At 67.3% G+C, this 21,464-nt stretch carries 20 protein-coding genes; 9 read left to right on the top strand and 11 right to left on the bottom strand.

The window, feature by feature from the left end:
• Positions 1–11: 11 nt before the first annotated feature.
• The 6 genes from ACLD0W_RS13455 to ACLD0W_RS13430 form a co-directional block, all read right to left on the bottom strand.
• Positions 12–941, bottom strand: a complete 930-nt coding sequence (locus ACLD0W_RS13455; RefSeq protein WP_410307994.1) for a PA2778 family cysteine peptidase — start codon at positions 939–941, stop codon at positions 12–14.
• A 13-nt stretch (positions 942–954) separates the two neighbouring features.
• A complete protein-coding gene (locus tag ACLD0W_RS13450; protein WP_410307993.1) occupies positions 955–1,332 on the bottom strand; it encodes a PA2779 family protein in 378 nt (125 codons plus the stop codon).
• A 35-nt stretch (positions 1,333–1,367) separates the two neighbouring features.
• Positions 1,368–3,578: a selenide, water dikinase SelD gene (gene selD / locus ACLD0W_RS13445; protein WP_410307992.1), complete on the bottom strand. Its 2,211-nt coding sequence runs from the start codon at positions 3,576–3,578 to the stop codon at positions 1,368–1,370.
• A 13-nt stretch (positions 3,579–3,591) separates the two neighbouring features.
• Positions 3,592–4,695: a tRNA 2-selenouridine(34) synthase MnmH gene (gene mnmH, locus ACLD0W_RS13440; protein WP_410307991.1), complete on the bottom strand. Its 1,104-nt coding sequence runs from the start codon at positions 4,693–4,695 to the stop codon at positions 3,592–3,594.
• A gap of 57 nt (positions 4,696–4,752) precedes the next feature.
• Positions 4,753–5,628 (bottom strand): MaoC/PaaZ C-terminal domain-containing protein, encoded by an 876-nt coding sequence (locus ACLD0W_RS13435; RefSeq protein WP_410307990.1) that lies wholly within the window; start codon positions 5,626–5,628, stop codon positions 4,753–4,755.
• Between the two features lie 142 nt (positions 5,629–5,770).
• The gene (locus tag ACLD0W_RS13430; RefSeq protein WP_410307989.1) at positions 5,771–6,463 is read right to left on the bottom strand and encodes a TetR family transcriptional regulator; all 693 of its coding nucleotides are present in this window, start codon (positions 6,461–6,463) and stop codon (positions 5,771–5,773) included.
• Between the two features lie 180 nt (positions 6,464–6,643).
• Here ACLD0W_RS13430 and ACLD0W_RS13425 point away from each other — a divergent pair, with 180 nt between their 5' ends.
• The 3 genes from ACLD0W_RS13425 to ACLD0W_RS13415 all read left to right on the top strand — a co-directional run bounded on the left by ACLD0W_RS13425 (position 6,644) and on the right by ACLD0W_RS13415 (position 10,064).
• The gene (locus ACLD0W_RS13425) at positions 6,644–7,759 is read left to right on the top strand and encodes a flavin reductase family protein (RefSeq protein ID WP_410307988.1); all 1,116 of its coding nucleotides are present in this window, start codon (positions 6,644–6,646) and stop codon (positions 7,757–7,759) included.
• A 27-nt stretch (positions 7,760–7,786) separates the two neighbouring features.
• A complete protein-coding gene (locus ACLD0W_RS13420; protein ID WP_410307987.1) occupies positions 7,787–8,926 on the top strand; it encodes a fatty acid desaturase family protein in 1,140 nt (379 codons plus the stop codon).
• A 73-nt stretch (positions 8,927–8,999) separates the two neighbouring features.
• Complete coding sequence (locus ACLD0W_RS13415; protein WP_410307986.1) at positions 9,000–10,064, top strand: AraC family transcriptional regulator; 1,065 nt, start codon at positions 9,000–9,002, stop codon at positions 10,062–10,064.
• Here the strand turns inward: ACLD0W_RS13415 and ACLD0W_RS13410 are convergent.
• On the bottom strand, positions 10,027–10,572 hold the full coding sequence (locus ACLD0W_RS13410; protein WP_410307985.1) for an FxsA family protein: 546 nt from the start codon (positions 10,570–10,572) through the stop codon (positions 10,027–10,029). The two genes, ACLD0W_RS13415 and ACLD0W_RS13410, sit on opposite strands and share 38 nt — an antisense overlap.
• A gap of 99 nt (positions 10,573–10,671) precedes the next feature.
• Complete coding sequence (locus ACLD0W_RS13405; protein ID WP_410307984.1) at positions 10,672–12,090, bottom strand: 3-oxoacyl-ACP reductase; 1,419 nt, start codon at positions 12,088–12,090, stop codon at positions 10,672–10,674.
• A 217-nt stretch (positions 12,091–12,307) separates the two neighbouring features.
• Between ACLD0W_RS13405 and ACLD0W_RS13400 the strand changes: the two genes are divergently transcribed.
• Complete coding sequence (locus ACLD0W_RS13400; protein WP_410307983.1) at positions 12,308–13,594, top strand: acetyl-CoA C-acetyltransferase; 1,287 nt, start codon at positions 12,308–12,310, stop codon at positions 13,592–13,594.
• 94 nt (positions 13,595–13,688) lie between these two features.
• On the opposite strand, the gene ACLD0W_RS13395 is transcribed toward ACLD0W_RS13400, so the two are convergent.
• Complete coding sequence (locus tag ACLD0W_RS13395; RefSeq protein ID WP_410307982.1) at positions 13,689–14,552, bottom strand: acyl-CoA thioesterase; 864 nt, start codon at positions 14,550–14,552, stop codon at positions 13,689–13,691.
• Between the two features lie 290 nt (positions 14,553–14,842).
• Between ACLD0W_RS13395 and ACLD0W_RS13390 the strand changes: the two genes are divergently transcribed.
• From ACLD0W_RS13390 to ACLD0W_RS13375, 4 genes are all read left to right on the top strand, one after another.
• Positions 14,843–15,157, top strand: coding sequence for a PepSY domain-containing protein (locus tag ACLD0W_RS13390; protein WP_410307981.1), 315 nt, complete (start codon positions 14,843–14,845; stop codon positions 15,155–15,157).
• A 65-nt stretch (positions 15,158–15,222) separates the two neighbouring features.
• Positions 15,223–15,483, top strand: a complete 261-nt coding sequence (locus ACLD0W_RS13385; RefSeq protein ID WP_410307980.1) for a PepSY domain-containing protein — start codon at positions 15,223–15,225, stop codon at positions 15,481–15,483.
• Positions 15,483–16,154 carry a response regulator transcription factor gene (locus tag ACLD0W_RS13380; RefSeq protein WP_410307979.1) on the top strand — a complete coding sequence of 224 codons (672 nt, stop codon included), beginning with the start codon at positions 15,483–15,485 and terminating at the stop codon, positions 16,152–16,154. Before ACLD0W_RS13385 ends, ACLD0W_RS13380 begins: the two co-directional genes overlap by 1 nt.
• Position 16,155: 1 nt before the next feature.
• On the top strand, positions 16,156–17,472 hold the full coding sequence (locus ACLD0W_RS13375; RefSeq protein ID WP_410307978.1) for a sensor histidine kinase: 1,317 nt from the start codon (positions 16,156–16,158) through the stop codon (positions 17,470–17,472).
• Here the strand turns inward: ACLD0W_RS13375 and ACLD0W_RS13370 are convergent, their stop codons facing one another.
• Positions 17,473–18,075: a TetR/AcrR family transcriptional regulator gene (locus ACLD0W_RS13370; protein ID WP_410307977.1), complete on the bottom strand. Its 603-nt coding sequence runs from the start codon at positions 18,073–18,075 to the stop codon at positions 17,473–17,475.
• A gap of 145 nt (positions 18,076–18,220) precedes the next feature.
• Between ACLD0W_RS13370 and ACLD0W_RS13365 the strand changes: the two genes are divergently transcribed.
• Positions 18,221–20,239 (top strand): FAD-dependent oxidoreductase, encoded by a 2,019-nt coding sequence (locus ACLD0W_RS13365; RefSeq protein WP_410307976.1) that lies wholly within the window; start codon positions 18,221–18,223, stop codon positions 20,237–20,239.
• 11 nt (positions 20,240–20,250) lie between these two features.
• Here the strand turns inward: ACLD0W_RS13365 and ACLD0W_RS13360 are convergent, their stop codons facing one another.
• Positions 20,251–21,453, bottom strand: a complete 1,203-nt coding sequence (locus ACLD0W_RS13360) for an acyl-CoA dehydrogenase family protein (RefSeq protein ID WP_410307975.1) — start codon at positions 21,451–21,453, stop codon at positions 20,251–20,253.
• Positions 21,454–21,464: the final 11 nt, after the last annotated feature.

The raw sequence follows: 21,464 nt of genomic DNA, 5'->3' as shown, positions 1-21,464 counted from the left end.
CGCCCGCGCGGTCAGCATCCGCCTCCGCCGGTGATCTCCGCCACGCTGTCGCGGACGTTGTCGCTGTCCGGCGCCAACGCGTGGGCACGGCACACCGCCTGGCGGGCGCCCGGCTCGTCACCGGCGTCGCGGCGGGCGTAGGCCAGGTTGTTCCAGGCCGGCGCCAGCTCCGGGGCCAGCGCCACGGTGCGCTCATAGGCGGCCAGCGCGTCCTCCCGCCGGTCCGCCGCCCACAGGGCGTTGGCCAGGCCGAAACTCAGCCGCCCGTTGTCCGGGAAGCGGGCCACCGCCGCCTGCCAATGGGGCAGGGCGCCGGTTTGCATCGGCGCCAGGGCCCGCAGCAGCGGTTCCGCTTCCACCCGGGCCGGCAGCTCGCCGGGGGGCAGCAGCACGAAGCCCCAGTAATCCGCCCGCGCCCAGGTGCGCACGAAGCGGTTCCAATGACTGGTGGTGGCTTCGTCGGTGCCGCTGTGCAGGACGATGCGCTTGCCGTCGTCGCGGTAGCCGATCACCACCGCGAAGTGCCACACGGGCCAGCGTTTAAGCGCCAGGTTCTGCAGCACCAGCACCGGGTGGCCGGCCTGAATCTCACTGAACAGCGCTTCCGGGCTTTCCACCGGATAGGGCAGCAGGCCACGGGCGCGGCCGGCGGCTTTCAATTCGATACCGAGGGCGCCCTGACGCTCCGGCAGCCACACTTCGTGGACCAGCTCGTCCTTGTCGCCGGGCAGCCCGTTCCATTGCAGCATCATGCCGAGGGCGGCGGGCCCGCACTGGTAAGCGTCCTGGGCGATAAAGGGAACGTCCAGCCGCTGCCGCGGTGGCGTTTCGGCGCGCTGCGGTGGGGGCAGCGTCTGGCAGGCGCTCAACAGCAACGCCAGCAGGGGGGCAAGAAACAGGGCGGTGACCGTGCGGCCACCGCCCTTTTTGGCGTGGGTCATCCGGCGCGGGTCGTTAAATCGCCGGGAACACGTTGGTGGCGCCCAGCAGGTCGAGCAGCACCAGAATCAGAATCACCGCCAGGATCACGCCCAGTACGCTACCGCCGGCGGGCATCTGATCGGCCTTGGTGGCCAGTTTCTGCAGCTCTTGATTGCTCAGGCGGTCGAGCCGCTTCTGCACGTCCTGCGGGGTCACGCCGTTCTGAGCCAGTACCTTGGCGGCGGCGTCCTGTTCCATCAGGCGCATGACTTTTTGTTCCATGGCGGCCCGCTGCTCATTGGCGACCATCCCGTCGGTGGTGACCATGGCGGCCTGGGCGGCGGGCACGAACAGCCCCTGGGTGAACAACAGGACGAAGGCGGTCAGAACGCCGGTGATTTGCTTTTTCATTGGGCATCGCTCCACTTCAAGAAGATGCCAGAACACTAGCATGAAGCCCGGACGCGCAAACTCAGGCCCGGCAAAGCTTTGTGATTTTTTACAGTCACCCGGCCGATCACGGCGGCCTTCACGCCGGCCCGACGCAGCGCCGCCAGGGCCGCGTCGCCGTCGGCGCAGGCGAACAGCAGGCCGCCGCTGGTCTGGGGGTCGGTGAGCGCCACCCGCCGGGGATCGGTTTCGTCCAGGTCCCCACGGCAGCGCGCCAGCACCTGGTCGTTGGCGGGTTTGAGGGTGCTGGTGATGCCCCGCTCCACCAGCGTCAGGGTGCCGGGCAGCAGCGGCACCGCGTCCACCCACAGCTCCGCGTCCACGCCGCCGTGCTCGCACAGTTCCAGCAAATGGCCGAGCAGGCCGAAGCCGGTGATGTCAGTGCAGGCGTGGGGTGGCAGTCCGGCCAGGGCGTCCCGGGCGTCGCCGTTGCCGGTCAGCATGGTGTCCAGGGCGGCGTCCAGCCAGGGGCCCCGGGCGGCGCCGTGCATCAGCGATGCCAGCTGGATGCCGGTGCCCAGGGGCTTGGTGAGAATCAGGGCGTCGCCGGGGCGGGCGCCGTCCTTGCGCCACAGCGCCTCGGCGGGGGCGGCGCCGTTCACCGTGAAGCCCGCCGCCATTTCCGGGCCCTCGATGGTGTGGCCGCCCACCAGCGTACAGCGGGCCCGGTCCAGTTCCGCCACCGCGCCGGCCATCAGGCGCTTCAGATCGCGGCCCTGCAGCCGGGGGTGGTGGCGGGGCAGGCACACCATGGCCAGGGCCGAATGGGGCGTCGCGTTCATGGCGTACAGGTCGCTGAGGCTGTGCAGGGCGGCGACGCGGCCGAACAGCCGGGGTTCATCGATGAAGGCGGGGAAATAATCCAGACTTTGCACCAGCCGGTGGGAGGCGGGCCAGCGCAGCACGGCGGCGTCGTCGGCCTGGTCGACACCGGCCTCGATGCCCTCGCGCACCCACGGACGAAGGTCCGCCAGGGCCTCGGCCAGCGCCCCGGCGCCCACTTTGGCGCCACAGCCGGCGCAGTATGGGGCGTCGGCGGACACCGGCGCCGGCGCCATGGTCGGCAGGTGTTCGTCGAAGCGCGCCATGAAGGCGCGGTCGATGCGGTCCTTCCAACGCCAGACCCAGCCGCCGGACAGGGTGGGCCCCGGGCCCCGGCTGCCCACCGCGTCGCGGCCCCCGGCGGACAGCAGCGACAGGAAGCGCCGCTGCGGGCGGTAGTCCTTCAGGGGGCGGCCACGCACCGAAGCGGCCAGATTGCGGGCCAGGGTGGCGGCCTCGCGCACCGCGTACACGCCGGCCTTGGGCAGGCCGCCGGGAAAGGCGGCGCAATCGCCGGCGGCGAACACGCTCGGGTCCGCCGGGCTGCGCAGGGTGGCCTGCACCCGCAGGAAGCCGCCGGCGTCGCAGGGCAGCCCGCTGGCGGCCAGCCAGGCCGGTGCCCGCACGCCGGTGCACCAGAGCAGAAAGTCATGGGGGATCGATGGCGGATCCGCGCCTTCCCCTGCGGCCAGCAGCAGGCGGTCGGCGTCCACCCGCCGTGCCCGGGCGTGTTCGCGCAGGGTCACGCCGGCGTCCGCCAGGCGCCGCGCCAGACGCCGCCGCACGCCCTCGGAATAGCCGGGCAGCAGCCCGCCGGCGGTGACCAGGGTCAGGGTGGCCGGGCGGTGCCGGCGCCGCAGGGCGTGGGCCACCGCCAGCGCCATTTCCGTGCCGCCGGCGCCGCCGCCCACCACCGTCACCGCCAGCGGGCCGGGGCGAGCGTCGAGTCGCTCGAGCAACGCCTGCCAGCGCCGATGGAAATCGCTCACCGGCTTCACCGGCACGGCGTGCTCGGCGGCGCCGGGGACCGCCGCCAAATCCGGGGTGGCGCCCACGTCCAGGCTCAGCCAGTCGTACTCCAGGGTGCCGCCGTCGTCCAGCTGGAGCTGCCGCGCCGCCGGCGTCAGCCCGGTGACCCGGGCGCGTACGTAACGGGCGCCGGTGGCCTGGCACAGCCGGCGCAGGTCCACATGGGTCCGCGCCACGTCGTAGTGGCCGGCCACCAGCCCGGGCAGCATCCCCGAATAGGCCGCCAGGCTGTCCGGCGACACCAGCGTCAGGCGCAGGCCGGGCACCGGCTTCATGGCCAGCCGGCGCAGCACCAGGGCGTGGCTGTGGCCGCCCCCCACCAGCACCAGATCCTGTTCGGCCGGGCGGATCATCATGTCAGCGTCTCCTTCACTCCGATCCGATGTTGGCGCGCAGAAAGGCCAGCGCCGCCTGGCGGTCGCCACGGAACAGAATCTCTCCTTGCCGGTGCGTGCGCAGGGTGTATTGGTACAGGGGATCGTAGTAACCGGCCAGCAGTTCGCGAATCCAGCCCCGGTGGGCGTCGCCGTCCCCGTGGCGGCGCTGGTGCGCGAGGGCCTGGTCCAGGGCCTGGCGCAGTTGCTGGTGGCGGGCGCCGCCGAGCCGGCGGCGGATGCGGTCCATGGCCGCCTGCAGGTCGGTGGCCAGACGCTCGAACGCCTGGTCGGCGCCATAATGGGCGGCGTATTCCCGCAAGGGCGCCCGCACATAGTCGTCCAGGGTCACCCGCACCCGTTCTTCCAGCGGTTCCTCGATCACCACCCGGGGCGCCTGGCGTAACCGGGCCTGCAGACGGGGCGGAAGAAAGCAGCGGCCGATCAGCTTGCTCTCGTCCTCCATCACCACCGGCCCCGGGCCGAGGTCGGCCTGCTTGAGCAGGGCGATGCCGAGGGCGTTCTCGAAATCGATCTGGGTCGGCTGACCGCCGGGGCGCCGACCGAAGGCGGAGCCGCGATGGTGGGCCAGGCCCTCCAGGTCCACCGCCCGCCCCAGGCGCTCGATCACCCGGGTCTTGCCGCTGCCGGTGGGCCCGGCCAGCACCCACAGCGGCAGGCGTGCCAACTGCCGGTCCAGATTGTCCAGCAGGAAGCGGCGCATCGCTTTGTAACCGCCGATCACCAGCGGTACCGAGAGCCCTTCTTTCGCCAGCCAGGCCTGGGTGGTACGGCTGCGCAGACCGCCCCGGAAGCAATACAGGTAACCGTCCGGGTGCGCTTCGCGCCACTGCCGCCAGGCGTCCAGACGCCGGCGCTTGAGGGCGCCGCTGACCAGCTGGTTGCCCAGATCGATGGCGGCTTCCTGGCCGGCTTCCTTGTAGCGGATGCCGATGCGGCGTCGCTGGTCGTCGTCCAGCAGTGGCAGATTGGTGGCGGTGGGAAAGGCGCCCTTGGCGAATTCCACGGGGGCGCGCACGTCCATCAAGGGCGTGTCGTTGAGAAAAAGGGCGGAAAAATCTCGTGTGTCGTCGGCCATATGGCCGGATTCTACGGGTGCCACCGGCGCGGGGCGATAGCCCGCGCCGACGGCCGGTCACTCACCGAGACGGCGCAGCTGGCCGGTAAGGTGTGGTTTGACGCCGTCCCGGGCCAGCACCCGGAAGTCCAGGCCGTCGTCCGCCGGCTGCTGTTCGAACTTGACGGTGGCGGGGATGAACATGGGCAGCTTGAACTGCACGTCCACCCGGAAGGCTTCCTCCGGCAGTTGCGATTGCAGCTGCGCCAGGGCGCGGGCCTTGGACCACATGCCATGGGCGATCTGCCGCTTGAAGCCGAACAGTTTCGCGGTCAGCGGATACAGGTGGATCGGGTTGCGGTCCCCGGACACGGCGCCGTAGCGGCGGCCGGTGTTGCCGGGCACCTTCCACTCGATGGTGTCGGTGGCCGGGACCGGTTCGCCGGAGGCTTTCTTCTCGTCCTTGCGACCGTGGCCGCCGCCACGGAAGAAGTTGATCGATTCGCTGGACCAGACCCGCTCGCCGGCGGTGGTGATCACCGTGAAGATGGAAAACTCCCAGCCTTTCTCCACCTGGTTCAGGTTGCCCAGGGAGCATTTGATGTTGAGCTGCTCGCGCTCGGCGATGGGACGGTACTGGGTGATGCGGTTGCGCACGTGCACCAGGCCCATGGCCGGGAACGGGAAGCCGTCTTCCATCATCAGCGCCATGTGCAGCGGGAAGGCGTGGATGTGCGGGTAGGTGATCGGCAAACGACCGTCGGCGCTGAAGCCACACACCTTGCGGTAGGCTTTCAGGTGTTTGCTGTCCAGGCCCACGTCGTTGAGGCGCAACCCCACGTTCGGCAGGGTCGGGTTCTTGCCGGGTTTGACCCCGGCGCGCATCACCGCCTTGGCGAAATTGACCGGCATGGCCGGCGCGTGGCGCAGTTCGCGGAACTGGACATCACTCATAACAGCGTCCTTCTACCTGCCTTTAAAAAGGGACGGAAAACAATGGGGACAGTATAGGCAGGCGGCCGGGGGCCCTGATTGGCCGTGCCGCCTGAAAGTTTGCTGCAAGAGCCTATCGGCGGGAGCCGCCTGTTTGCCCGGCTTATTCGGCGCCCGGCGGCACCCGCTCCAGGCCGAGGGGCTCCGCCGGCTGGTCGCTGTCGGAGCGCCACTGGGCAACGCCGAAATAGATCAGACGCACCTGCTTTTCCGCGACGATCAGCATCTCGTGCTGGCCCGCTTCGTCGTCCTCGTCCAGCTCCAGCATTTCCTGGGTCAGGGCCACCACGCCGTTGACCACCAGCGACGCCATCATCTGCAGATCCTGGGCGCTGACCTGGGTGAGAAACGGAAAGCGGGCCATGTCCATGGCCAGTTCGCTGACGAACAGGCGGATTTCCCGGCGGATCGCCTGGCGCATGGTGGCGGAGCCGCCGTACAGCTCCTTGGAGACGAACAGGAAATGGGTGCGGTTGTTGCGCACATAGGTGAAGAACGTCTCCATGGAGCCGCGAATCATGCGCTCGTTGGGCAGCTCGTGCTGGCGCACCTCGCGCATCATCTGGCGCAGGGTACGGAAGGACTCGTCCAGCAGCGTCAGGCCCAGGGCGCTCATGTCCGGAAAGTGCCGGTAGAAGGCGGTGGGCACCACGCCGGCGCGCTTGGTCACCTCACGCAGACTCAGGGAGGAAAACGGCGCCTTCTTGGCGACCAGATCCAGGGCGGCGTCCATGAGCGCCTGCCGCGTGCGCCCGCGCTTGGGGCGCCGTCCGCGGGCCGCCGTCTCTCTGCTCATGGTTTTGCTCCCCGTTGATGATTATTTATACAGTCCGAAGGCGCCATGTTATTCAATTTTCTCTCCCGGATACATACAACTGGTTGATTTTCCTATGTAAAAAATTATTTGTGAACAGGTGTTGACTAAAAGCTGGCGTCCGCGTAAAAAGTGCACAAGTGTAAACTTATGGAGTGCGCCATGCAGTCGCAGGTTTCTTCACCGCGGGACGGCCTGATGCGCCGGCTGGGCCGGGCCCTGACCACGCCCTTCGATCCGGAGGACTATCTGGCCCTGTTCGACGCCCGCCATTCCGCCCGGGAAATCCGTGCGCGGGTGGCGCGCGTGCGCCGGGAAACCGAGCAGGCCGTGACCCTGGAACTGGCACCCAATCGCCTTTGGAAACCGCACCGCGCCGGGCAATACGTGATGCTCGGCGTGGACATCGACGGGGTGCGCCGGCAGCGTTGTTTCTCGCTGTCCTCGGCGCCCCACGACCCGGTGCTGACCGTGACGGTGAAGGCCAACGGCAGCGGCGGCGTCAGCGACCATCTGGTGCATCGCTGCCGGGCCGGCGATCTGCTCACCCTGTCACCGGCGGTGGGTGACTTCGTGCTGCCGGATCCGGCGCCAGAGCGCATTCTGCTCCTTTCCGCCGGTTCAGGAGTAACACCTGTTCACAGCATTGTGAAGTCCTGGCTGTCGTCCGGCCAGACGGGACGGCTGGTATGGCGGCACTTCGAACGGAATTATTCCAGCCTGCTGCTGGGTGAGAGCCTGCGTGAGCTGGCGTTGGACGATCGTCTCGATTTCCGTCTCGTGCTCAGCGCCGAGACGCCCCGGGCCGGCGATCTGGCCGGCCGTCTGGATGAACACTGGCTCACAAAGAACGGGCTCACAAAGAACGGGCTCGCGGAACCGTCGAACGGTGACCCGGCCGGGGCGGTGTTCGCCTGCGGCCCCCAGGGCTTTCTCGACACGGTGATTGATTGGCACCAGCGGCACGGCAGCGGCCCGCTGTTCCATGAGCGGTTCCAGACCACCCCCGCCGGCGGTGGCGAGGGCGGCCGGATGCGTTTCGCGCGCAGCGGGGGCGAGGCGCCCGCCGACGCCGGCCAATCGCTGCTGGAGGCCGCCGAGGCCGCCGGCCTGAGCCCCCGCCACGGCTGCCGCATGGGCATCTGTCACACCTGCAAATGCCGGGTGGCCCGTGGCCGGGTGCGCGATCTGCAAAACGGCGAAAGCCGGGAAGTGGTGGATCAGGAAATCCGACTCTGTGTCCACGGCGCCGACGGCGACGTGGAACTGGACCTGTAACGAACGGATTGTGTAAGGAGGTTCGCGATGAACGCCAAGGTACAGGATCTCGATCCGGTGATTTTTGAACGCCAGGGTGTGCGGCTGACCCGCTCCCAGGTGGAGGCTTTCGGTCGTGAGATCGAGGCCCTGCGCGACGAGGTGATGAACGATCTCGGTGAGCGCGATGCACGTTACATTCGCCGCCTGGTGAAAACCCAGAAGAGCCTGGAGCTGTCCGGCCGCGGCCTGCTGTTCCTGGGCGTGCTGCCGCCGGCCTGGCTGGCCGGCACCGCGCTGCTGTCGGTGTCCAAGATTCTCGAGAACATGGAGATCGGCCACAACGTGATGCACGGCCAGTGGGACTGGCTCAACGACCCGGCGCTGGATTCCTCCACCTACGACTGGGACAACACCTGCCCGGCGGAGCAGTGGAAACACTCGCACAACTACATGCACCACACCTTCACCAATGTGGTGGGCAAGGACCGGGACGTGGGCTATGGCATCCTGCGGCTGTCCGAGGACCAGCGCTGGAACCCTCTGTACCTGGCCCAGCCCGCCTACAACTGGGTGCTGGCGGCGCTGTTCCAGTGGGGCGTGGCGTTCCACGACCTGGAGTACGAGAAGCTGCTCAAGGGCGAGAAGAGCTGGGCGGAATACCGGGTGCAGCGGCGCAAGATCATGAAGAAGGTGCGCCAGCAGGTGCTGAAGGACTACCTGCTGTTTCCGGCCCTGGCCGGCCCGTTCTTCCCGCTGGTGTTCGCCGGCAATCTGAGCGCCAATCTGACCCGTAACCTGTGGTCCTATCTGATCATCTTCTGCGGTCACTTCACCGAGCACGCGGAGATGTTCAGCGAACAGGAGATCGAGAACGAAAGCCGGGGGCAGTGGTACCTGCGCCAGCTGCTGGGTTCCTCGAACCTCGAGGGCGGGCCGTTGTTCCACATCATGAGCGGCAACCTGAGTCATCAGATCGAGCATCATCTGTTCCCGGACATGCCGTCCAACCGCTATCGGGAGGTGGCGCCGCGGGTCCGTGAAATCGCCGCCCGCTACGGGCTGCACTACAACACCGGCCGGCTGGGCCGGCAGTTCGGCACGGTCCTTAAACGCATCAATCGGATGGCGCTGCCGGATCGGTTGGGCCGCCGTCTCGGCCGGCGTGCGAATTCCGCACCAGTGTGATGCGGTTCCGGGGCCCGTAACGGTATGCTAGTCTCCGGATTTGGTGTTTACCGTTTGGGGAAGTTGCAGAAGGATGGCAGAACTGACCGATTCCGGCGTGCTCCTGCGCATGGCGTACCGCGCCATGCAGAATGCGGGTATCGACGCCGACGCGGTGCTGGCCGAGCTGGGCCTGGACGCCTCGATACTGGACGTGCCCGATCTGCGCACGCCCCACGATGGCCAGGAGTGGTTCTGGCAGGCGCTGGAGAAAGTCTCCGACGACCCGCATGTGGGCCTGCATCTTGGCAAGCACATGCCGGTGTACAAGGGGCAGGTGCTGGAGTACCTGTTCCTGTCCAGCCCTAACTTCGGTGAGGGCCTGGACCGGGCGCTGAGCTACCAGCGCCTGCTCTCGGACGCGGCCCGTGCCGAGCTGTTCGACGAGGGCGACCGGGTGTTCCTGCGCCAGCCGTTCTGGGGGCGCCGCCTGGCCCATCTCAACGAATGCGTGATGATGGGGCTGATCAAATTCTTCCGCTTCGTCACCGACGACGCCTTCGAACCGCTGGAGATTCATTTCGGCCACGCCAATCAGGGTGAGCTGGAGGAATACCAGCGCGCCTTCGGTTGCCCGGTGAAGTTCGATATGCCGTCGGTGGGGGTGTATTTCGACGCCGAGCTGCTGACCCTGCCGTCCGCGCATCACGAGCCCGAATTACTGCGCCTGCACGAACAGCTGGCCAGTGAACAGGTGGCCCGGCTGGAGAAACAGGATCTGGTGGCCCAGGTGAACCGGCTGATCGCCGAGTTGCTGGAATCCGGCCACGCCAATCTGGAAGAGGTGGCCGAGCGGCTGGGCATCAAGGCCCGGCAACTGCGCACCCGGCTGGCGGACGCCGGCACCAACTTCAACCAATTGGTAGCGGACTACCGCTGCAAGCTGGCCAAACGGCTGCTGGCGGGCACCGACGAATCCATCGACGAGATCGTCTACCTTACCGGGTTCTCGGAGCCGTCCACGTTCTATCGGGCCTTCAAGCGCTGGGTGGGCATGACGCCCATTGAGTACCGCCGCATGAAGGCGGAGGAAGACGCCGCCGAAGCCCGCCGTCTGGCGGCTAACTCCGGTCGCGCGGGGGCTCCTGATCCAGGGTAAGCGGTCGCTCCGCGGCCTGGTCCCCGGCATCCTCTGCCCGGGCATCCCCTTCATACACATTGCCACCGGCACCCGGCCCACCCGGGCGGAAGCCTCCGCCCGGACCGCTGGTATAGAAGAAGGCGCCGCCGCCACGGCTGGCGAAGGCCTGCACCGTGCCGCGCTTTATCAGACGGTCCGCCAGGGCACGCCGGCTTTGCGGCAGTAGCAGCGCGAAGCCCACCGCGTCGCTGATGAACCCGGGAGTGATCAGGAAAGCGCCGCCGAGCAGCAGCATCATTCCCTCCACCAGCTCCCGGGCCGGCATTTCGCCCTGGTTCACACGCTGATTAAGACGGGTCCAGGTATCCAGCCCCTGGCGGCGGAACAGGGCACTGCCAAGCAGCGCCGTGGCCACCACCGCGATGATGGTCACCGGCCAGCCGATCAGATCGGCCACGGCGGCAAGCACCATTACCTCGATCAGCGCGAATACCAGAAGGGTCAGAAAAACACGGCCGAAGCCCATGGGCACCTCGAAAACGTTCGATATTGGTTCAGAGGTGGCGGCGGGGAAGGGGGGATTCAAGGGGGCGCGGGCGGAATGCCCGCGCCGTCCTGGCCGGGATCAGGCGCCCAGCATCATCTGCCCGCAGACGCGGACCACGTTGCCGGTCAGGCCCTGGGCGGCGGGGCTGGCGAAGAAGGCGATGGTTTCCGCCACATCCACCGGCTGGCCGCCCTGGTTCATGGCGTTCATGCGGCGGCCCGCTTCCCGGATGGTGAAGGGAATGGCGGCGGTCATCTGGGTTTCGATAAAGCCCGGCGCCACCGCGTTCACGGTGATGCCCTTGTCGGCGTATTCCCCGGAGTAGGTGTCGATCATGCCGATCACCGCCGCCTTGGAAGTGCCGTAGTTGGTCTGGCCCAGGTTGCCGGCGATGCCGGCGATGGAGCTGATCGAGATGATACGGCCGCCTTCGCCCAGGCCGTCCTCGGCCACCAGTTGCTCATTGATGCGCAGCTGGCTGGCGATGTTGATGTTCATCACCATGTCCCAGAAGTTCTCCGGCATGTTGCCCAGCATCTTGTCGCGGGTCACGCCGGCGTTGTGCACCAGGATATCCAGGCCACCCATCTTGCGGGCGGCGTCGGCGATCATCCGGGGTGCTTCGTCGCTGGTGATGTCCAGCTCCAGGGTCTGACCCTGGATTTCCTCCGCCACCTTGTTCAGGTCCTCGGCCATGGGCGGGATGTCCAGCACCGTGACCTGGGCGCCGTCCCGGGCCAGCACCCGGGCGATGGAGGCGCCGATGCCCCGCGAACCGCCGGTGACCAGCGCTTTCTTGCCGGCCAGCGGCTTGTCCCAGTCAAAGTTCTGGGCGTCGAAGCCGGCGGCGCCCACGCGCACCACCTGGGCGGACACATAGGCGGATTTCGGCGACAGGAAGAAATGCAGCGGCGCGGCCAGCTGGCTCTCGGCGCCGGCTTCGCAATACACCAGCTGCACGGTGGCGCCCCGTTTGATCTCCTTGCCCACCGACCGGGTAAAGCCTTCCAGGCCGCGCTGGGCGACCCGGGCGGCGCCGCCCAGGGTTTCCGGGGTGCGCCCGATCACGATCACCCGCGCGCACTTGTCCAGCTTCTTGATCACCGGGTGGAAGAACTCCCACAGCGCCTTGAGCTGGTCCGGGTTCTCGATGCCGGTGGCGTCGAACACCAGGGCCTTGAAGCGGGTTTCGTCTTCCTTGGTGGCGGTGTAGTTGTCGGCGCTGACGCCGGCGGCCGCCGCCTGCTTCTGCAGATCGCTGGCGTTACCGGTGTTGGCGAGCACCGCCGGGCGCGCTTCCGGCGCGCCCTGAAGGCTGGCGAAAACGGTGTCCACGGCGCTGGATCCGGGCGCGGCGCCGACCAGCACCCGACCGCTGATAAAGGAGTTCTGGCCGGGCTGCCAGCGTTCGAGTATCACCGGAATGGGCAGATTGATGGCGCTGAAAAGGGCCTTGCCCATGGGGGAATTGGCAATCGCCTGGTAGGTATCGCTCATGATCCTGTCCTTTGCCGTGCAATGTACAGTGCGAGAAAGGCACTATACGAAGAATGAGGCCGCGTATTGAAGCACCAGCCTGTAAAAGGTGTATTGACCGGTCGGAAAAGCCGGTAGGCGCCGAAGCCAATGAGGCCGGCGGGTGGGGAGATAGACTGCGCTCATCTGTTAACCTGGGCGAACCGATCCGGAAACGCCCCTGTGGAGGAATTCAACTATGCTGGCAGGCGACAACGCACGCAAGGTGGCCATCGTCGGTGGCAACCGCATTCCCTTTGCCCGCTCCAACACCGCCTACTTCGAGGTGGGCAACCAGGAAATGCTCACCGCCGCCCTGAACGGCCTGGTGGATCGTTTCAAACTCCACGGCGAACGGATGGGTGAAGTGGCCGCCGGCGCGGTGATGAAACACGCCAAGGACTTCAACCTGGTGCGCGAATGCGTGCTGGGCTCCAAACTGGCCCCGGAAACCCCGGCCTATGACCTCCAGCAGGCCTGCGGCACCGGCCTGGAAGCGGCCATCCTGGTGGCGAACAAAATCGCCCTCGGCCAGATCGACTGCGCCGTGGCCGGCGGCGTGGACACCACCTCCGACGCGCCCCTGGGCGTCAACGAGCAGGCCCGCAAGATCTTCATGGAGATCAACCGCGCCAAGACCACCGGCGACAAGCTCAAGCAGGCGATCAAGCTGATCAATCCCAAGCTGATGATCCCGGATATTCCCAAGAACGGTGAACCGCGCACCGGCCTGTCCATGGGCGAGCACCAGGCGATCACCGCCGCCGAGTGGGGCATCAGCCGTGAAGCCCAGGACGAACTGGCCTGGCGTTCTCACCAGAACCTGGCCAAATCCTACGAGGAAGGCTGGCAGCAGGACCTGATGACGCCGTTCCACGGTCTGGAGCGCGACAACAATATGCGCGGTGATTCCACCATCGAGAAACTGAGCACCCTGAAGCCGGTGTTCGGCGGCGCCGACGGCACCATGACCGCCGCCAACTCCACGCCGCTCACCGATGGCGCCTCCGCGGTGCTGCTGGCCAGCGAGGAATGGGCCGAGCAGCGCGGTCTGCCGGTGCAGGCCTACATGACCCATTGCGAAGTGGCGGCGGTGGACTTCGTCGGCAAGAAGGAAGGGCTGCTGATGGCGCCGGCCTACGCCGTGCCGCGCATGCTGGACCGCGCCGGTCTGACCCTGCAGGACTTCGACTTCTACGAGATCCATGAGGCGTTCGCCTCCCAGGTGCTGAGCACCCTGAAGGCCTGGACCGACGACACCTTCTGCAAGGAGCGTCTGGGCCGCGACCGGCCGCTGGGTGAAATCGACACCAGCAAGCTCAACGTCAAGGGCTCGTCCCTGGCCGCCGGCCACCCGTTCGCCGCCACCGGCGGCCGGATCCTGGCCAACGCCGCCAAGCTGCTCAACCAGAAAGGCTCCGGCCGCTGCCTGATCTCCATCTGCGCCGCCGGCGGCCAGGGCGTGGTCGCCATCCTGGAAAAATAAGTTGAAAGTGAAAAGTTAAAAGGAGAAAGCGCGGGCATGGCCTGGCTGAAAAGGCGAGGCCTTGCGCCGCGTTTCAACTTGTAACTTTCAACTTTTAACTTTGCCGTCTGATCAAGCCTTCCTGCGCCACCGACGCCACCAGCTCGCCGGCGCGATTGAAAATCCTTCCCCGGGTAAAGCCCCGCCCGCCCTGGGCGATGGGGCTTTCCATGTCGTAGAACAGCCAGTCGTCGAAGCGCACCGGCCGGTGGAACCAGAGGGTATGGTCCAGGCTGGCGACCTGCATGTCGCGGCTCAGGAAGGTGACGCCGTGGGGCAGCAGGGCGGCGCCCATCAGGCTGTGGTCAGATACATAGGCCAGCAGTGCCTGATGCAGCAGCGGGTCGTCGCTGTCCAGGCCGCTGGCGCGGATCCAGGTCTGGCGGACCGGCGCGGTTTTTTCCGGGCGCAGCGGGTGGCGCTGGGTGACCGGGCGGATTTCGATGGGTTTGCGGCGCAGCAGGGCGGCGCGGAAGTTGTCGGAGATCTCCTCGCCTTCCAGGAAGCGGGCGTTCATATCGTGCTCGGTGAGCAGCCCGTCCGGATCCGGCGCCTCGAAGGTGGCGGTCTGGTGGGCCGGACCGTCCTCGGCATTGTGGAACGACAGGGCCATGTCGAAGATCGGCCGGCCCCGTTGCTCCGCCACCACCCGGCGGGTGGAGAAGGTGCCGCCGTCGCGCACCCGCTCGACCCGGTATTGAATCGGTTCGCGCACATCGCCGGGGCGCAGGAAGTACGCCTGCAGGGAGTGGGCGGGGCGGCCTTCCACGGTGCGGGAGGCGGCCACCAGGGCCTGGCTGATGACCTGCCCGCCGAAGATGCGCGGCCCGACGATATTGCGGCTTTCGCCCTGAAAGAGGTCCTCGTCCAGAGGGGTGAGGTCGAGCAGGGCGAGCAGGTCGGGCAGATCGGTGTGCATGGCTTGTCCTTGTTATGGCTCGGGGTGAAACGAGCTCGTGGAGAAATGGAAATGCGTTCCAAAAACGTAACTTCACCCAGACGCGGTTGCTTTGCAAGGGTCGATACCGACACCGGACGTGCGGGGCGCGCCGTGGGGGGCGGGGGGCGAGGGCCGGCGGGTTAAGGTTGCGTTCAGGGTGGCTTCAGCCACAATTAAGCGGGCCGTCGTATTGTGAGAACCGTACCCAGACGGGACACATGACCAACGGCGCGCCCCCGGCGTTGCCCGATGAGCAAAGGAGACGACTCATGAACGCCACCAAAACCACGCTGCTTGCTGCTTTGATCACTTTCACCGGCGCCACCACCGTGGCCCACGCCGACGACGTGCGCCCCGATGAAGTGGTGAAGCTGGTCAACGACGGCACCATCCAGTCCTTCGATAAACTGAATCAGGCGGCCCTGGCCAACCATCCGGAGGCCAAGATCGAGGACACCGAACTGGAAGACGAATACGGCCGCTACATCTATCAGGTGGAACTGCGCGATGCCCAGGGTCAGCAGTGGGACGTCGAGCTGGACGCCACCAACGGTGAAATCCTGCGCGAGGAACGCGACGACTGATGCACCCGCACCCTTTATGCAACCCTCTCGGGAAGGCGGCTCTGGCCGCCTTTCTGGCGTGTCTGATGGCGCCGGCCACGGCCCTGGACGTAAGTCACGACGAAGCGCTGCGCTTGCGCCAGAGCGGTGACATACAGCCGTTCGAGAAGATTCTGGCGGTGGCCATGGAGCGCCACCCGGGCGCCAGTCTGCTGGAAGCGGAACTGGAGCGCGACGACGGCGCGCTGATCTATGAGCTGGAAGTGCTCACCGAGGACGGCGTGGTCCGGGAACTGGAAATCGACGCCCGCACCGGCCGCGTGCTCGAAGACGAAGTGGACGACTGATGCGCCTGCTGCTGGTGGAAGACAGCGTGGATCTGGCCGATCAGCTGATGCCCATGCTGCGTGACAACGGTTACGCGGTGGACTGGCTGGCGGACGGCCGCGACGCGGCGGTGCGCGCCCACGACGAGCCCTTCGATCTGGCCATTCTCGACCTGGGCCTGCCCGGCCTGGATGGCCTGCAGGTCCTGAAACGCTGGCGCGACGAGGGGCTCACGCTGCCGGTGCTGATCCTCACCGCCCGGGACAGCTGGGCGGAGCGCGTCGACGGCCTGCGCGCCGGCGCCGACGATTACCTGACCAAGCCGTTCCACCCGGAGGAATTGTTGCTGCGCATCCAGGCGGTGTTGCGCCGCAGCCACGGCGGCACCAACCAGAGCCGGCTGGCGGTCGGTGGCCTGGAACTGGAAGAGGAACGGCAGACCGTGTGGCTGGACGACCGGGAGGTGGAGCTGACCGGCGCCGAGTTCCGCATGTTGCGCTATTTCATGCTCAACCCGCGCCGGCTGCTGTCCAAGGCCGCCCTCAACGAACACCTCTACGATGGCGAGAGTGAGCGCGACTCCAACGTGGTGGAAGTGCACATCAACCGTCTGCGCCGCAAGCTCGGCAGCGGCGTGATCCAGACCCGGCGCGGCCAGGGTTACCTGTTCATCGGCAGCGACGGGGACTGACATGGGCTCCATCGGTCGCCGCCTGGGCGTCAGCCTGTTCGTCAGTCTGTTGTTGGCCGGGCTGCTGGCCGGCCAGGCGGCGCTGTGGTGGCTGGACCGGGAACAGCGCCTGCTCAGCGGACGCCAGCTGCGTGACGAGACCAGCAGCGTGTTGGCCGCCATCGTGCGCGGTCGCGACGGTTTGATACTGGACGAGGACCGGCTCGACCCGGCCTATCGTAAACCTTTGTCCGGGCGCTATTTCGTGGTGCTGATCGGCGATCAGCGCTGGCGCTCGCGGTCGCTGTGGGACGCGCGGCTGCCGCTGCCGGCGCGCACCGGCATGGACACCGACCTGCGGCCCGGTCCCGGCGGGCAGAGCCTGCTGCGCTATCGGGCGGAGTTTCGCCGCGACGGCCAGGCGTTGACCGTGGTGGTGGCGCAGAACTACGCGCCGCAACTGGCCAAATTTCAGGAACTGAAAACCGCGGCCCTGATCGCCTGGGTGCTGCTGCTGGCGGTGCTCGCTCTGGTACAGCAATATCTGGTCCGGCGCGGCCTGCGGCCACTGCAAAAGGTGAGGCGTCAGATCGGCCAGCTGCGTGGCGGTGAACGGGCCGAACTGGACCGGAACGTGGTCGCCGAACTGCGCCCGCTGGTGGAGGAAATCAACCGCCTGCAGCACCACACCGAACAGCAGCTGTCCCGCTCCCGCCATGCCCTGGGCGATCTGGGCCACGCTCTCAAAACCCCCCTGTCGGTGCTGCGCAACCGCTGCAACGAGGATCTCCGGCGCCAGTCCCCGGAGCTGTATCGGCTGCTCGCCGATCAGCTCGATCAGATCGAGAACACCGTGGGCCGCGCCCTGGGGCGGGCGAGGGTGGCCGCCGGTGCCACCGCCGCCACCCGCTTCGAGCCGGCCCGGGACGTGCCGGTGCTGCTCGACACCCTGCGCCGCGCCCATGACCGGCCGCTCAAGCTCACCGCCCAGGGTTACCGGTTACCGGCCCTGCCCCTGGAGCGGGACGACATGCTGGAGCTGCTCGGCAACCTGATGGACAACGGCTGCAAGTGGGCCGCCGGCCGGGTGGAGCTGCGCCTTCATCGGGAGGCCGACCGGCTGCGGGTGACGGTGGACGATGATGGCCCCGGCATCGAGCCGGAGCGCCACGAAGAGGTACTGCAGCGCGGCGGTCGCCTGGACCAGCGGGTGCCCGGCCACGGCCTGGGTCTGGCCATCGTCAACGACACCGTGGAGGCCTACGGCGGCACCCTGACCCTGGACCGGTCGCCGCTGGGCGGCCTGCGGGTCAGCGTGGGCCTGCCGTTCCCCGGTTGATCAGCGTCGCGCCGGCCGCAGGGCGGCCAGCATCAGGTTCACGGCCTGATCGCTGACCGCCTCCATGTCCTCGCGGCGCAGGTAGATGCCGTCCAGCAGCAGCCGGCACAGACCGTGCAGGGTGGCCCAGCTGGCCTGGGCCAGGCGCAGGGGCTCGGTACCTTCGTTCCCGCTCACCAGGGGCCGCAGCCTTACCAGATAATGCCGGAAGCACCCGTAGGCCACGCCCTTGAGGTCGGCGCCGGGGCGACCGCCCTTCCATAGGGTGCGGCCGAACATCAGCTCGTACTGTTCCGGGTCGTCGCTGGCGAAGCGCAGGTAGGCGCGCACGAAACGGCGCAGGCCCGGTTCCGGGTCCGCCGGGTCCAGGGCCACTGCGGCCATCATCGCATCCAGACGTCGGAAGCCCTGCTCCGCCAGGGCGCAGAGCAGGGCGTTCTTGTCCGCGAAATGGTGATAGGGGGCGGTGCGCGACACCCCGGCCCGCTCCGCCAGCCGACGCAGGGACAGGCCCTCCACGCCCTGTTCGCGGAGCAGGATGCCGGCCTCGCGCAGCAGGGTGTCGTGGAGGTCACCGTGGTGATAGCGGGCGGGACGGGGCATGGGGTTCCTTGGTCGATGGAGCGCGGCCGGAGCCGTGATTGGTGAATCTTGACGCCGTCAAAATAGCACCGTATCTTGACGGCGTCCAGATTAGCCAGGCCGGCCCGCCGGCCCAGCCAAACCCGTATTCGGGAAGGAGAACGACATGGTGGTCAACGCCTATCCGCATCTGCTGTCGCCGCTGGATCTCGGCCACACGCAGCTGAAAAACCGGGTGATCATGGGGTCCATGCACACCGGCCTGGAAGACCGCTTCTGGCACTACCCGAAGATGGCCGCCTACTTCGCCGAGCGCGCCCGCGGTGGCGTGGCGCTGTCGGTCACCGGCGGCATCAACCCCAACCGGCACGGCTGGTTCTATCCCCTGGCGGGCACCTTCAACCGCAGGCTGGACATCCGCAACCACCGCAAGATCACCGACGCGGTGCACAAGGAAGGCGGCAAGATCGCCCTGCAGATTCTGCATGCCGGCCGCTACAGCTATCACCCCTTCTCCCGGTCGGCCTCGGCGATCAAGAGCCCGATCAACCCGTTCAAGCCCAAGGCCATGAGCACCCGCGAGGTGAAGAAGACGGTGCGCGATTTCGCGCACACCGCCGAATTGGCCAAACAGGCCGGCTACGACGGCGTCGAGATCATGGGGTCCGAAGGCTACCTGATTAACCAGTTCACCGCGCCGCGCACCAACCGGCGCACCGACGTCTACGGCGGCAGCGCCGAGAACCGGCGTCGCTTCCCGGTGGAAATCGTGGAAGAAACCCGGCGCCGCTGCGGCCCGGATTTCATCATCATGTACCGTCTGTCGGTGATTGATCTGGTGCCGGACGGCTGCACCCGCGAGGAGGTGCTGGACCTGGCCCGCGCCGTGGAAGCCGCCGGCGCCAGCCTGATCAACAGCGGCATTGGCTGGCACGAGGCGCGCATTCCCACCATCGTCACCTCGGTGCCGAGGGCGGCGTTCGTGGAAGCCACCCGGCAGGTGCGCGAGGTGGTGTCGATTCCGGTGGTGGCCTCCAATCGCATTAACGATCCCCAGGTGGCCGAGGACATCCTGGCCGGCGATCTGGCCGACGCCGTGTCCATGGCGCGGCCGCTGCTGGCGGACCCGGAGTTCGTCAACAAGGCCGCCGAAGGCCGGGCGGACGAGATCAATACCTGCATCGCCTGTAACCAGGCCTGCCTGGACCACACCTTCGAACTGAAGCGTGCCTCCTGCCTGGTCAACCCGCGCGCCTGCCACGAAACCGAACTGGTCTATCTGCGCACCGCCCACCCGAAGAAGGTGGCGGTGGTGGGCGCCGGTCCGGCCGGGCTGGCCTGTGCCACGGTGGCCGCCGAGCGTGGCCACGATGTGACCCTGTTCGACCAGGCGGATCGCATCGGTGGCCAGTTCAACCTGGCCAAGGTGATCCCCGGCAAGGAAGAGTTCCACGAAACCCTGCGCTACTTCAGCAAACGCATCGAACGTACCGGGGTGAAGCTGGCCCTGGGCCGGCGCGTGGCGGTGGGCGAACTGGAAGCGGAAGGCTTTGACGAGATCGTGGTGGCCACCGGGGTCAGCCCCCGGCGCCCCGGGATTCCCGGCATCGACCACGCCAAGGTGGTGTCCTACGTGGACGTGCTCACCGGTAAGGTCACGGTGGGCGAAAAAGTGGCGATCATCGGCGCCGGCGGCATCGGCTTCGATGTGGCCGAGTTCCTCGCCGAAGCGCCCCGGGACGGGGCCCAGCCGTTACCGGAATGGCTGCGCGAATGGGGCGTGGACTTCCAGGCGGAAACCCGTGGCGGTCTGGTGGAGGGCCACCCGGAGGCACCGGCGCGCACGATTTACCTGCTGCAGCGCAAGACCAGCGCGCTGGGCAAGGGCCTGGGCAAAACCAGCGGCTGGGTGCACCGCGCCACCCTCAAGCATCGCAACGTGGAAATGCTGCCGGGCTGCCAGTACGACCGCATCGACGACCACGGTCTGCACATCACCCAGGATGAGAAGCAGGGCCTGCTGGAAGTGGACCACGTGGTGATCTGCGCGGGCCAGGACCCGCTGCGCGAGCTGCACCGCGACGACGACGCCCGCTACCACCTGATCGGCGGCGCCGACGTGGCCGCGGAGCTGGACGCCAAGCGGGCCATCAAGCAGGGCTCGGAACTTGCCGCGCGGCTGTAGCCGCGCGGTCTTTATTTCAGTTCTTTCGAGCTCAGCCCCAGCACCCGGCGGGCGATGATCAGCTGTTGGATCTGCTGGGTGCCCTCGAAGATGTCCAGAATCTTCGAATCCCGCGCCCACTTCTCCAGCAGTTCGTCCTCGGTGTAGCCCACCGAACCGGCCAGTTCCACGCAGCGCAGGGTAATCTGGTTGCCCACGCGGCCGGCCTTGGCCTTGGAGATCGAGGCTTCCAGGGAGTTGGATTTCTTGTTGTCCGCCATCCAGGCCGCCTTCATGGCCAGCCAGTAGGCCGCTTCCCAGTCCGCTTCCATGCGGTAGAGCTCCGCTTCCGCGGCGCTGACCGTGTCCACCGGCTTGCCGTAGTCGTAGTCGATGGCGTCGGCCAGCAGTTCCCGGGTGCGTTCCAGGGAGGCCTTGGCCACGCCCAGGGCGAAGCAGGCCACCAGCGGCCGGGTGTTGTCGAAGGTCTCCATGACGCCGCCAAAGCCCTTGGTGTCCACCTCCGGATTGCCGAGCAGGTTTTCCTTCGGCACCCGGCAGTCGTTGAAACTGATGGCGGCGGTGTCCGAGGCGCGGATGCCCAGTTTTTTCTCCAGGCGCGCCAGTTCCATGCCCGGCGTGCCCCACTCGACCACGAAGGACTTGATCGCCGCGCGGCCCAGCTTCGGGTCCAGGCTGGCCCAGACCACCACGCAGTCGGCGCGCTCACCGGAGGTCACGTAGATCTTCTCGCCGTTGAGCACGTAATGGTCGCCGTCCTGCTTGGCGGTGGAGCGGATCGCCGCCGAGTCGGAGCCGGCGCCGGGCTCGGTGATCGCCATGGCCGCCCATTTGCCGTTGAAGCGTTCCAGCTGCTCATCGGTGGCCACCGCGGCGATGGCCGCGTTGCCCAGCCCCTGGCGCGGCATGCCGAGCAGAAAGCCGGTGTCGCCGTAGCAGAATTCCAGCGCGCCCAGACAGGTCATCATATTGGCGCCGTTTTTCACGGAACCGTCGTCCTTCACCTTGCCCTTGCCGGTCTGGCTGGCGCCGGCGGAATTGGCCGGGTCGCCTTCATTGAAGCCGTCCAGCACCGACGCCACCATGTCCAGCTCCTTGGGGCGGGCGTGTTCGGCGCGGTCGTACTTGCGTGAAATCGGCCGGAAACTGTTCAACGCCACCTGGCGGGCGTTGTGGATCACCGGTTTGAATTTCTTCGGAATCTCGATGTTCATGTGCCGTCCCC

It is taken from the genome of Alloalcanivorax sp. C16-1 (assembly GCF_046507805.1).
Taxonomy (GTDB): Bacteria; Pseudomonadota; Gammaproteobacteria; order Pseudomonadales; family Alcanivoracaceae; genus Alloalcanivorax.
The sequence above is the reverse complement of the archived record's forward strand: the minus strand, read 5'-3'. Positions and strand labels throughout refer to the sequence as shown.